The organism is Lactobacillus sp. HBUAS51381, assembly GCF_012641095.1.
In the GTDB taxonomy this organism is placed as follows: domain Bacteria; phylum Bacillota; class Bacilli; order Lactobacillales; family Lactobacillaceae; genus Levilactobacillus.
In genome coordinates, this window is sequence record NZ_JAAVSC010000002.1 from 1 (window position 1) to 12,844 (window position 12,844).

The following is a 12,844-nucleotide window of genomic DNA, read 5'->3' on the forward strand; positions in this document are numbered from 1 at the left end:
AGGACGATGTTCTTTCTTGGCCCGTAATGCGCGTCGAGAGAGTGTACGCTGAGCTTTGGCTAATTTGCCCTTGATTGACCGGTAGAATCTCGGATTAGCGATTACGTTGGCATTGGAATCGGTCAGAAAATTATCTGTGTTTAAGTCAATTCCAATGGCTGATCCTGGTTTTGGCGTCTCTGAATCAACGAACGGCTGGTCGGATGCTAACTGCAAGGAAACGTAGTAGCGGCCTGTCGCGTCCATCGAGATCGTCGTTGTGCCAATACGGACCTGGGCTTTACGGGTAAGAATCTTAGTTGGCATGCCCTTAAATCGCAACCTTCCCAGTTTAGCTAGCCGGATATGGTTATCATCTAACAAGCGGACACTGCCGTTAAGCATATTGGGCAGATCATGCTTACGGTCATAGTGATTTGAGGTTTGGTATTTTTGTTCGGTTCGTTTCTTGTGGAATACTGGTGTCCCTGCGCGATGGACTTTATGGAAATTTATCCAAGCGCTGCGATAATTCTTGATGGCATTAGCCTTCATATCGCTGTCAATTGCTTTATCATTCAACCAACCGTGAATATTGGAAATATTAATCGCCGGATGCTTTAAGCGCTGCTTCAATATCTCGATTCGCGTCTGAACTAGCTTAATGGGTATTTTAACTTGGCGTAAAGCGAATAACTCCCGATTCATGCCGTTCATTTCGTTGTAAATAAAGCGACTGGCATCACTATTCAGCTTAATCAAGCGTTTCTGTTCATTTGATGGAAACACTCTTAGTTTTACCCCGTAATGATACGGTAACTGGGCCATCGTTTTACGCAAGTCAATTCCTCCCTTCACGGTGGAATTATGATATCATATAAGCCAATCAGATCGTACTAAAAACACTTATAAATAAAATCATAATAGAATACGGATGAGTAAAGAAATAACGAAAAACACATCGATAACCAATGCATCAAGAATCCTCGAAAAATAGTGACTGACATTCCTCTCCTGATTGAAATCAGAAGATTCCTGCCTTAGATATCATTGAAGAGTTCACGTTCTAAGAAATGGAAACGTTTACTGATTATAAGTTTAAGTGATTGGCCTTTGTGCGAACCAAATTAAAATCCATTAGGTAATGTAGGTAGTAGTTTACCGAAGATAAATTATCCCCAATGGGTCGAAATAATGGTTTAATCAATGGCATAAATCGTTTATCGGGCCATTTGCAATTCTACGGTATTAGATTTCTTCACAGAATACCAACGAGATATTTGCGCTGAAATTTAATCCAACCTGATATCCTTTTTTTGCAAAAAACAAAGAGTGACGACAGTTATTGTTGCATTAAGACTTATGGCTACAAAAGTTTTTTTGATAAAGCGTGATACTTGAAACTAGTTGGTTATTTTTAGTAGAATGTTAGTTATGGATAAAAATGAAGAATCAACTTTAGGTGAGATTACACAAATTATGGTTTTTAAAGCCTTAGCAGATCCTGTAAGACTGCAGATAGTTCAATATTTAAAGCACATAGAGCACGAGGTTGCATGTGGAGAGGTAGGTAAAGCGATTAATATCAGCAAAACCTCAGGTTCATATCACTTTAAGTTATTACAGTCCGCTGGATTGATAACAGCACGTAAAGAAGCAAGAGAGAAATATGTGACTTTAAATAAACAAACCTTTGATCAATTTGTTACTAATTTTTACGAAAATCTTTAAGGTATTTTTTTGAAACAGTATATGAAGAAATTTCTTTAACGAACAGGAATGCTTAAGTGCATTCCTGTTTTTTTACACGTTTTTTCTTGTCATATAATTTGTTGCATGTTAAGGTTAAATAGTTCAAAACTTGTTGAACTATTTAAATGACTTTTAGGAGATTAGGAATGCAAACGATGACATCAGCAACCGATACTTCGGTAATCAATGCAGCCAACTTAGATGCATTGATTACCGAAGCTGTTGAACAAGCACCAGAACAAAGCATCACTTATGTAGGTTCAGATTCAACTTAAACTATGTCACATCAAGCAACACTTGATGATGCAAAGAAAATGTTGGTCAATGATTCCTGAAGCATACCACATTGTACCAGTTCAAAGCCCAGGTAGCTTTATTTATAGTAGCCACAAATAGTTTTGTCGAAGGGAACGTTGATTAATGGAAAATAAAAAAACGAGTTCTGCATGGATATTGAGTTTAACCTCACTTGGCTTTTTTATGTCAATGATGGATTCAATGATTGTCACAACAGCGTCCACTGCTATTAGAACTGATTTTCATATTTCAGTTGATACACTCCAATGGGCATTGAATGCATATAATATCACGATTGCTTCGGTATTACTTGTTGGTGTTTCATTAGGCGAACGAATAGGGCGTCGTAAAGTATATAATATCGGGATTTTAATCTTCACGATTGGATCTATTTTATGTGCCATGTCAAACAACATTTCTTTTCTTGTTATAGCTCGGATCATTGAAGGTGTTGGTGCCTCAGTTATGACACCAATGTCCATGGCCATTTTAACAAACACACTACCTGCTTCGGAACGTGGTAAGGCATTAGGGATTTGGAGTGGCATTGGCGGATTGGCATTAATTGTTGGACCTTCATTAGGTGGATTTATTGTTGCAAGACTCGCATGGCAATGGATTTTTTGGATTAATATACCGATTGGCATCGTTGCTATTTACTTATCGAACAAAATGCTGCCAGAAAGTACAGGCAATAGCGATAAGATTAGCATATTAGACTCAATTTTAATTATGCCTTCTTCAGCCGGCATTATTTGGGCACTTTCAGAAATGACATCACCAAAACTTAGCATTGCCACAATTGTTGTTGGCCTAGTGAGTTTGACCATTATAATTTGGTTTGTACTTCGTCAGAAAAGAGAAGAAAAACCAATGATCCCGTTGCAATATTTTAAGTCAATGACGTTTACTGGTGGAAATGTGGCCACCTTTCTCTTATACGCGGCCATGTATGGCGTTGTTTTCTTTTTACCACAATTCCTACAAGTAGTAGGTGGTGCAGATTCGCTGCAAGCGGGACTTGAGATTTTACCGTGGACCGGAACTTTAGTTGTTGTTGCGCCATTTGCAGGTAAAGCGGTCGACTTGTTTGGTGAAAAATCAATTGCCACATTAGGCCTATTTCTTCAAGGGTTAGGTTACCTATTAATTGTGGTCTTTGTACATCAGCAAAGTTCGTATTTAGTTATGGTCATTCCATTGGCGGTAGCAGGAGTGGGTTTATCACTGGCAGGTCCAGCACTACAAAAAGGAGTTTTAGGTGCTGTTGAGCCTAAAGCTATTGGGAAAGCGTCTGGTATCTATAATGTTTTCCGCTTGTTAGGTGGGGCTGTTGGAACAACAGTTTCAGTAATTGTTTTCTACAAATTTGGTAGTGTAATTAATACGAACCAATTCGCGAGTGGTTTTAGATCAGCTATGTTGAGTGCAGCCACTTTATCATTTTTAGGTATCATTTTCTCATCCCAATTTAAAAGGGCGCAATAAGTTAATATACAAAGGCAAAATTGACTTTGAAAAGAAAGTTTTATGTTGCCGGATTTACTGTAATGCTCGTTCTGATGTGTCAATGGAAATTTGATAAGAGTAGAAAAGCTTGACTTGAAAAAAATGACTAGTTGACTTTAAATATAAAAAATAGAGTTAAATCAACAGCATGTGCTGGTTTAACTCTATTTTTTGATGTTCAGTTAATTTATAATGATCATTTCACGGATATAAAGTACGCTTTTTGCCAAAAAAACTGGGAAGTTTTACTTATTGCGTGACTTATTTTAATGAGAACTACATTTTCTCCAAGCCCTGCCGTTGTTCCTCATCAATAATGTGTGTGTACAGCCCCGTCGCGCTGGTTGAGTTCTGGCCGAGCTGGGTGGCTACTAACTGCTCATTTTTGGTGGCCAGGTAGAGCTTAGAAGCCAGCGTGTGCCGGAGCTTATGGGGCGTAATTCGGACCTTGAAGGCCGCCGAATATTTTGCGACCATCTTTTCCATGGAATTGGCCTGCATCCGCGAGGCCTGACCACGATAACTGCTGAGAAATAGGGCACGGTCGTTGCTGAGGGCGTGGTAAGTGGCCGTGCGGTGGTCGACATAATCCTGTATATATGGCAGCGTCCACGGTGCAATCGGGACGGTGTCGCGCTGGCCGCCCTTACGGATAACCCCAATCGTCCCGGTCTTGAGGTTTAGATGCCGCAGGTCGGCGTTGGCCGCTTCGGATACCCGGAGGCCACTGCCCAGTAGCAGGGCGTTGATGGCCAGATCCCGGCGTTTATCCCGGTGGAAGTAGCGCTTCTTAGCCGGCGACAAGAGCGCCTCATATTTCTGATCGATAAAGCCTAAGTAGTCGTGGTCGGTGTTGCCCAGCATGAGCTTGGTCTTGAGGTTGGCCGCCCGGGTGGCGTAGGTCTCGCTGGTGCGGACCAAAGCAATCTTGTGCATGACATTCCGGTCGAAGTAAGCCTCACCGTTGTCGTCTTCCGTATTTTCGGTTAGGTATTTAAAGAGTGAGGAGAGGGCGTTGAGCGAGCGATTGATCGTGGGGTGGGTACGGCTACCAGGTGCGCCGGTCAGTTTAGTCTGGTTCAGCAGGGCCGACTTATACAGTTCCACGGTTTCTTTCTTTAACGTCGCCAAGACCTGAATGTTGATATCGGCAGGACGTGTAGCAGGGGTCAAGCCTTCGCTAATCAGCCAGTTAAAGAAGCGGCGGAATTCCGTGAGATATTGGTATAACGTGGCCGGTGACAGGGGAATTGTGGCCTTGGCCTGGTAATATTCCTGCACGTACCAGGGTGCCGTGGCCAGTTCTTCGTTGATTAATTTTAAATAGTGCTGCTTTTCCATAGAAGAGGCCTCCAAACATATGTTCTCATTAACCATGATACCGGGGAAAAGAAAAATTAGCAAGTCCCCCCGTCTAATTTTTGCCTATTACTATCTTTAAAATATTTGTTTTAATGAAAGTAGTCGTAGAATTCGTTATCGTCAAAGCCTAGGTCACCTAAAATTGACGATATCACGGACACGTTATCAGATAGCAAAGAAACGCTGTTGTGACTGCGTTTAGCGTCATCTTATGCCGATTGAGACGTATTTTCTTTAAATTGATCGACCATTAGCATCAAATACCGGTATATCAACGATTATAACGGATTAAGGGACTTGGATTGGGGTTAAAATCCACGTTGCAAGCCTAATATGAGCCAGCTATGAAGTCGGCAGCGACCTTATTTGAATTATCTGGAATTACCCACAGACTAACGCAAGCAACATTAGCAGCTTAAGTATTGGCCGCTGAGTTTTAGGTACATTAGACTAGCTTAAAGTGACGATCGGTCGTTCAGCAGTCGCTTCGTCAGCAATTAAATCGACCGGCTCACGCCAGACCTGCATGGAACGGCAGTCACTGAGCCAACCAGTCTCAAGCGCTTATTTTAGACGTCGATTCTGAGCACACGTTCAGCAATTGGATGGAGACCTGACCACGAAATTAACGCAGAATACGCCTTAAAATAAAGCTAATCTGTGTCATTTTCGTACGTAACGACCGCAACCGGTGAAGCGGTGAGTTGCCATCGCATCGAGAACGGCTGGTAAAAATTCTGCTGTGATCTTTGACGAAGTAAATATAATCTCACCAGAATCTAGCGAATTAATTCACCTAGGAAGTCGTTAATAAAAATAGACAAGTAAATTGTGCGCTCAATCAAAACGGAATGGGGGCACCACCAAAACTCATGAAGAAAGTCATTTCATCCTCTACTTTACATAATATATATTATCGAAAGTAGACTCAAACTCAAAAAAATAAGGGCGTCTACGCGATCTGGTCCTTGGACCTTAATAATCGCGCTTAGCCCTTATCTTCTTAATTTAAATCTTGCCTTCACGATTCAACGCTTGTAAAATTCGTTGCGTGATTGGCGTGAGTTCTGCTGGCAACTCATCCAACGGAAAATACATGGCGCTGCTGGTTTCGGTTTGGTCCGCGTACAGCTTGCCGGTCGCCGTGAGCTGATAAACTGCGGTTACGGAATCAATCTGATCACCGTTGGGATACGTGTATTGCATGCCACGTCCACTGACCACCGTCAGCAATTTTGGTTGCCGGCCCGTTAAGCCCGTTTCTTCGTGGAGCTCGCGACCAGCCGTCATGGCCAGATCCTCTGTGAGTTCCTTGGAACCCGCGGGCAAGCCCCAAAGCGCGTTATCCGTTCGTTTAACCAATAAGAGCTGTTGTGCTGAAATCACCACGGCTGCCGCACCAACCACGATTAACGGTTGTGATCCAATCGTTTGGCGCAAGTCTAAAACGTAGCCCATACCGTTTCACCATCCTTTAAGCTAATTGTAACGCACTGATGGACAATTAGGCTTACCAATTTTTACGAATAAAAGCTTGCCGACCGCCCATTTCCTCGATCTGGTAACGCAATGGATTCTTACGGTAGAAGTCCTGATGTTCTTCTTCGGCGGGATAAAACGGTTGTGCTGCTTCAATGGTGGTCACGATTGGTGCGTCAAATTGCCCACTAGCCGCCAACTTGGCCTTGGAAGCCTCGGCGATTTTTCGCTGTTCCGGACTATTGACGTAAATCACTGGACGGTAGCTGTCGCCGCGATCCTGAAATTGGCCGCTGGCATCGGTGGGATCGGTTTGCCGCCAATAAATCTCAACGAGTTGGGCATAGCTGATGACGGCCGGATCAAATGTGATCTGGACCGCTTCGGTATGACCAGTGGTATGGCTAGCTACCTCGGCGTACGTCGGATTGACCGTATGACCACCGGTGTAGCCTGAGACGACGGCTTCAATACCGGGTTGGGTGTCAAACGGTTGGACCATGCACCAGAAACAACCGCCGGCAAAAGTTGCTGTATCCATATTTACAAAGTCCCCCTTTTTTATTTCTGATCGGGAAAAAGCTGTTCAAAGTCATGGTAACCTTGAGTTTCAAGCTCACTGGCAGGAATGAACCTCAACGCGGCCGAGTTGATGCAGTAGCGTAAGCCGCCGGATTCTTGCGGGCCATCATTAAAGACGTGGCCTAAGTGAGAATGCGCATCAGCACTGCGTACCTCTTGGCGGACCATCCCAAAGCTGTGATCCGTGTTTTCCTTGACGTTGTTGGCGTCAATTGGCTTGGTAAAGGACGGCCAGCCACAGCCGGCATCATACTTATTGGTGGAGCTAAAGAGCGGTTGGCCACTCACCACGTCCACGTAGATCCCGGGTTCATAAAAGGCATCATATTTGCCGGTAAAGGCCGGTTCTGTCGCGGCTTTCTGTGTCACCGCGTATTCTTCTGCGGTTAAGCGCTCTTTTAAATTTGCTGCTGATTCTGGTTGTTTCATCGTTCATATCCTCCAATCAATTGCGCACAATCTTTTGCTTAGTTCTAGTTTAGGACTCTTCGGCAAAAAGGCAACTAATTTGCCTAATGCCATTACAATATTAGTGTCCCAATTAGTCCCCTAACTAGCGGGGTATTCCTTTAGTCACCGATTCAAAAAAGCGCCGTTCCCTAAAGAACGACGCCTAACTCCTATTCAGCTGATTAGCTGGCTTGTCCAGCCGGTGTTTGATAGCGTTTCTTGACCCCATTGATATCAACCTGTTGGATGCCAACAGACCGGTTCTGGTAGTACATCACGCTATGCTTAGATGGATTGTGTGCCAGACCCATCGTGTGACCTAATTCGTGTTCTGCAACGTGTAAATCATCTGATCGAGAATAGCCGTAGCTGTGAAGCAAGGACGGGTTGAGCTCCGAATTGATCTTGTAGAAGTAATCATTTCTCGCCCAGAATTCTGTCAAACCAACATCCATGCCTAACCGCCGTGCTTGACTCTTTGAAGCCGTGCTTAGTTTAATCTGAGCCGACTTTTGGGATGCGAGTCTGAAGGTAAAGGCCCCCGTTTTGTTCCAGGCCTTAATTGCCGATCGCCAAATTTGTTGATAATACCCTGATTTGGTCGTAATCGCATAAGTCGCATGATCCTGTGCGAATCTTTCAGGGCCAAACGGCGTTGTGGTGGCTGCCGATGCTACAGCGCCACCAATTTGGCTGACAAAAAGACCGATCGCAACAATAGCTATTACGATTTTTTTGTACCAAGTACTTCTTGTCATGCATAATCCCTCTCTCTTATCAGAGGAAAATGCCCGACGCCTACCATCAACTTTTATTATATTCGGGTCGGCCCAAAGTTACGATAAAAACGCCCCACGAGGATCGATTTTCCTCGTGGGGCGTCAAAATTATTGTAAATTAACCGAATTAAGCGTTAAAAGCTTCAGTCAATGGTGGAACGACTTGCTTCTTACGAGAAACCACACCCGGTAAGCTGGCCCGATTAGCTGCCAACTTGGTGTTAAAGGCCTTCTCAACAACGTCCTTAGGTTCACCAGCAACGATCATTTCGGAGTCACTGTTTAAGACGTTCGTAGCTAACGTGATGAATAAGTCATAGCCGTCGGCGGCGATTTCGGCGTTCATTTCCTTTTCCAGTCCAGCTTGACGAGAGATAACATCGTCCAAGTCAACCGTGTTAATTTGACCGATACGAACACTGTGACCACTCATGTCGAAGGACTTGGCGTCACCATCGATCAGTTCCTTGTCGCTCTTAGCGGCCAGGTTGGTGCCGGCCTTCAACATGGCAATCCCGTAGCTTTGCACGTCGACGTCGGCAATTTCGGCCAAGGCGCGAACGGCTTCACGGTCTTTGTCCGTCGTAGTTGGGGATTGGAGCAACAACGTGTCGGAAATGATGGCGGATAACATTAACCCAGCCAATTTAGCAGGAATTTCGATCTTTTCTTCATCGAACATTTCCGTCAAGATGGTGCTGGTACAACCAACGGGTTCAGCCCGGTAGTACAGCGGCTGATCCGTTTGGAAGTTCGCAATCCGGTGATGGTCAACGACGAAGGAAACCTGCACCTTGTCCAAGTCGCTAACACTTTGTTGGGCTTCATTGTGATCGACTAACATAACTTGATCGACTTCGTTGGCCACCGTCTTGACCACCCGGGGTGCTGGTTCGTCAAAATGGTTTAAAACGTAGTTGGTTTCCATGTTGGGGTCGCCCAAGGCAACGGCTTCGACATCATAGCCCTTTTGGGTTTGGAAGTAGGCAAAGGCCTTGGCTGCCACAATGGCATCCGTATCTGGATTCTGGTGACCGAAAATTAACGCTTTACTCATGAGTAAAAAACTCCTTTAATCAATAATTTTAAATTTATTTGTTACGCAACTGTTTAAGACGCGAGATGTAATCGTCCGTGTGAAGATAACGGTCAAACTGCGCGAGAAAGTGGCTGATCCGTGGAATCTCCGCCTTGCCCTTGCGGAAGACAAAGGCTAAATCGAAGCGAATGTTGGGATCAAAATGCGCCGTCCACGTTTGGGGTAAGCTGTCTTGCCCGACCATAAACGAATTGGGCAACGCCGTTGATGCCCCGGTCTGCATCGAGAAATGCAGTAACTGGGTTGGCGTGGTGAAATTAGCCACACCCTTAGGAAAATCGGCCAATTGATTCTTGTAGGCCTCATGAATCGTCTGGTTCAGATAGTAGCCATCCGGATACATGGACCAGACGTTTGCCGTGGTGTCCTTGAATTTAATCCGGTGCTTCTTGGCCAACTTTTCATCGTGATGAATGAACAATAGGTCATCCGAAATAATCTTCTTGGATTCATAGGGCTTCCAATTCTTGATGGAATCATCCGGCAAATACATGATGGCCAAATCAATTTTGTTGTTTTCCAGCCGCTCCCAGATTTCCTTTCGCGTTAACATGTGAAAAGAAATCTTGAGTTCGGGGTTGTTTTGGTAGGACAAGATGGCAAAGTCTTCAAAGACGGCATCCTCAATGGAAGCCAATAAGCCAATGTTAATCTCCCCCTGAGTCGCACTGGTGGACTGCTGAATCTCGTCGGTCGCTTGATTCAAGATGGCATAAATCTTGTGGGTTGCGTCCAACATGGTATATCCAGCGTCCGATAACCGTAGTTTCTTCCCAACTGAGTAGAAGAGCGGCGCCCCCACAGTTCGTTCTAACTTCTTAATCTGCTGGGTCAAAGCTGGTTGGGTGATGCCCAAAATCTGAGCAGCCTGCGTATAATTCATGGTTTCTGCAAGTTGCAGAAAATACGTCAGGGTTTTAGAAGAAAAAATACTTTCTTGTTTCGTCTTCATCCGCATTTACTCCTTATGACTGGCGTGACGAACCGTCTAGCCGACACAACGTCAGCCTAATAGTAACTATTAATCTCTATAATAGGCTGTTTTGAATGAAAGCGCAACGATTACCGCTCGTAAATCCATGGACTAGGCTAGTCCAAAACGAGTTCGGCCGGTTTAACCCGTAGTGAGACGGGTGTCCCTTCCACGTCCGTATCGACGACGAATGACCCATTCGAATAGCGCCCACTCAGGGGATGTTCCGTCGGTAAGACATCGTGGGTTCGTTCGCGACTGGTCCTGATTTCCAGCGGCGGATTGCCCGCTGGAATGGTCATGAAGTCCACGACCCTGTGTGGATCACGCTTCAACTCGCGAAGCACGAGAACTCCACGGCGAGCCCGACTGGTGACGGAGAGTTCCTTCATGGCGAGGCGTTTGAACCCACCCCGCTGGGTAATCATGGCAATGGTATCGGCGTCGGTCACTAACGCTAGGTTCACGACCTCGTCATCATCGCGAAGATCCATCGACCGCACGCCAGTCGTCCGTGCACCGTTGATGGAAACCTCATCGACGGGATAACGGAGCGCATATCCATTCTTGGAAATCAACAGAATCCCCTGTTCGACGGGTTCCGTCAGGTAGGCGACGTGCACCACACGGGCATCGTCGTGCTTGAGTTTCTCGTAAACCGCCGCACGACTCTTGTACGTCCGGCCCGGGGTCAGATCACTAAAGGCGGTCTGCTTAACGTAACCATCGCTGGTCGCAATCAGGAAACGACCGGGTTCCTTTAATGACTTGAAGGCAAAGGTGGCGACAATCTCCTCATCACTGGCCAAGCCAATCGTCTGGGAGATGTGTTCGCCGGTTTCCTTCCACTTCACATCACTAATTTCGTGAACGGGACGGTAAATGAGGTTGCCCTTACTGGTGAACATCATCAGGTGATCGAGGGTGCTGAGCTTCTCCATAAAGATCGGATAGTCTTCATCCTTGAGCCCATTGTCTTCAGGATCAGACGCCGTATAAGACCGCACACCGGAGCGCTTGAGATAGCCATCATGACTCACTAGGACGACAACCTCTTCGTCCGCAACCGTTACCGTGGTCTTAATCTTCAGGTCCTCAATTTGGTCCTGAATTTCGGTCCGGCGGGGGTTCCGGTATGTCTTGGCGACGTCCTTGAGTTCCTTGCGCAGAACGGCATTTAGGGTCTTAGGTTCGGCCAGAATCTTATGATCCTGTTCGATGGCCGCCGAGAGTTTGTCGGATTCGGCCTGTAGTTGTGTCACGTCCGTATTGGTTAAGCGGTAAAGCTGCAGGGCCACGATGGCGTCCGCTTGCTTTTCCGAGAAATCATAGGACTTAACCAGATTGTCGCGGGCATCGCGTCGATCCTTGCTGGCCCGAATGGTGGCAATCACTTGGTCCAGAATGGACAATGCCTTGATGAGCCCCACCACAATGTGTTGACGATCTAAGGCCTTCTGAAGGTCGTACTTGGTGCGTTTCGTGATGACGTCGCGTTGGTGGTCAAGGTATGCCGTCAAAATGGTCTTCAAGCCCACGTGTTCCGGACGCATGTGGTTGATGGCCACCATGTTAAAGTTGTAGGTGATTTGTAGCTCGGTGTTCTTGAACAGATAATTCAAGACCCCTTGAGCATCCGCGTCCCGTTTTAATTCAATCGCAATTCGTAACCCATCGCGGTCCGTTTCGTCTCGAACTTCGGCGAGTCCTTCGACCTTTTTGTTCAGGCGAATTTCGTCGATTTTCTTGACCAATTGCGCCTTGTTCACTTCGTAGGGAATTTCGGTCACAATAATCTGACTTTTGCTTCCCCGTAGCGGTTCAATGGCCGTCTTGGAACGGACCACTACCCGGCCACGGCCGGTCTCGTAGGCTTTGACGATGCCGTCTTTACCTTGAATGATCCCTCCGGTTGGAAAGTCGGGACCCTGAACAAATGACATGAGTTCTTCAAGGGTCGCCTTGGGGTGACTGAGTAAGTAAACCAGCGCGTCCACGACCTCGCCCAAGTTGTGCGGCGGAATTTCCGTGGCATATCCGGCGGAGATCCCGGTGGACCCGTTGACTAACAGATTGGGAAAACGGGCGGGCAAGACGGTGGGTTCGTATTCGGTATCATCGAAGTTCAGAACCATTTCTACCGTGTCCTTGTCGATGTCGCGTAACATTTCACCCGCAAGCTTACTGAGCCGGGCCTCGGTGTACCGCATGGCGGCCGCCGGATCACCATCCATGGAGCCGTTGTTCCCGTGCATCTCAACTAAAGGCTCGCGAACCTTCCAGTCCTGACTCATCCGGGTTAAGGCTTCGTAGATGGAACTATCCCCATGGGGGTGAAAGTTACCCATGACGTTACCAACGGACTTCGCCGACTTACGAAACCCTTTGTCATAAGTGTTGCCATCCTTATTCATGGCAAATAAAATCCGGCGTTGAACGGGCTTGAGCCCATCACGAATGTCGGGTAGCGCGCGCTCTTGAATAATAGACTTGGAATACCGGCCGAACCGGTCGCCCATGACTTCTTCCAGAGTTAATTCTTGAATATTTTGTCCTTCACTCACGAAATATGTGCTCCTTTCA

Annotated in this window: 12 protein-coding genes; 3 read left to right on the forward strand and 9 right to left on the reverse strand. The window is 46.1% G+C overall.

Annotated features, from left to right (window positions below; translation table 11 throughout):
* A partial coding sequence (locus HEQ50_RS00735; RefSeq protein WP_168898556.1) for an RNA-guided endonuclease TnpB family protein occupies positions 1-819 on the reverse strand: 819 nt, incomplete at its 3' end.
* Between the two features lie 594 nt (positions 820-1,413).
* On the opposite strand from HEQ50_RS00735, the gene HEQ50_RS00745 reads away from it, so the two are divergent.
* The 3 genes from HEQ50_RS00745 to HEQ50_RS00750 all read left to right on the forward strand — a co-directional run bounded on the left by HEQ50_RS00745 (position 1,414) and on the right by HEQ50_RS00750 (position 3,516).
* The gene (locus tag HEQ50_RS00745) at positions 1,414-1,710 is read left to right on the forward strand and encodes a helix-turn-helix transcriptional regulator (RefSeq protein ID WP_168898557.1); all 297 of its coding nucleotides are present in this window, start codon (positions 1,414-1,416) and stop codon (positions 1,708-1,710) included.
* A gap of 167 nt (positions 1,711-1,877) precedes the next feature.
* The gene (locus HEQ50_RS12860; protein ID WP_255459830.1) at positions 1,878-2,006 is read left to right on the forward strand and encodes a hypothetical protein; all 129 of its coding nucleotides are present in this window, start codon (positions 1,878-1,880) and stop codon (positions 2,004-2,006) included.
* A gap of 145 nt (positions 2,007-2,151) precedes the next feature.
* Complete coding sequence (locus HEQ50_RS00750; protein ID WP_168898558.1) at positions 2,152-3,516, forward strand: MFS transporter; 1,365 nt, start codon at positions 2,152-2,154, stop codon at positions 3,514-3,516.
* A 297-nt stretch (positions 3,517-3,813) separates the two neighbouring features.
* Here HEQ50_RS00750 and xerS read toward each other — a convergent pair whose 3' ends face one another.
* The 8 genes from xerS to parC form a co-directional block, all read right to left on the reverse strand.
* The gene (gene xerS / locus HEQ50_RS00755) at positions 3,814-4,878 is read right to left on the reverse strand and encodes a tyrosine recombinase XerS (RefSeq protein WP_168898559.1); all 1,065 of its coding nucleotides are present in this window, start codon (positions 4,876-4,878) and stop codon (positions 3,814-3,816) included.
* A gap of 1,029 nt (positions 4,879-5,907) precedes the next feature.
* Entirely contained in the window at positions 5,908-6,357 is a 450-nt protein-coding gene (locus HEQ50_RS00760) for an NUDIX domain-containing protein (protein WP_168898560.1), read from the reverse strand.
* 52 nt (positions 6,358-6,409) lie between these two features.
* Positions 6,410-6,919, reverse strand: coding sequence for a peptide-methionine (S)-S-oxide reductase MsrA (gene msrA, locus HEQ50_RS00765; protein WP_168898561.1), 510 nt, complete (start codon positions 6,917-6,919; stop codon positions 6,410-6,412).
* 20 nt (positions 6,920-6,939) lie between these two features.
* Positions 6,940-7,389 (reverse strand): peptide-methionine (R)-S-oxide reductase MsrB, encoded by a 450-nt coding sequence (msrB, locus tag HEQ50_RS00770; RefSeq protein WP_168898562.1) that lies wholly within the window; start codon positions 7,387-7,389, stop codon positions 6,940-6,942.
* A gap of 203 nt (positions 7,390-7,592) precedes the next feature.
* Positions 7,593-8,168 (reverse strand): matrixin family metalloprotease, encoded by a 576-nt coding sequence (locus tag HEQ50_RS00775; protein ID WP_168898563.1) that lies wholly within the window; start codon positions 8,166-8,168, stop codon positions 7,593-7,595.
* 148 nt (positions 8,169-8,316) lie between these two features.
* On the reverse strand, positions 8,317-9,246 hold the full coding sequence (locus HEQ50_RS00780; protein WP_168898564.1) for a manganese-dependent inorganic pyrophosphatase: 930 nt from the start codon (positions 9,244-9,246) through the stop codon (positions 8,317-8,319).
* Between the two features lie 34 nt (positions 9,247-9,280).
* A complete protein-coding gene (locus tag HEQ50_RS00785) occupies positions 9,281-10,240 on the reverse strand; it encodes a LysR family transcriptional regulator (protein ID WP_168898565.1) in 960 nt (319 codons plus the stop codon).
* A 137-nt stretch (positions 10,241-10,377) separates the two neighbouring features.
* Positions 10,378-12,825, reverse strand: coding sequence for a DNA topoisomerase IV subunit A (parC, locus tag HEQ50_RS00790; RefSeq protein WP_168898566.1), 2,448 nt, complete (start codon positions 12,823-12,825; stop codon positions 10,378-10,380).
* Between the last annotated feature and the right edge of the window lie 19 nt (positions 12,826-12,844).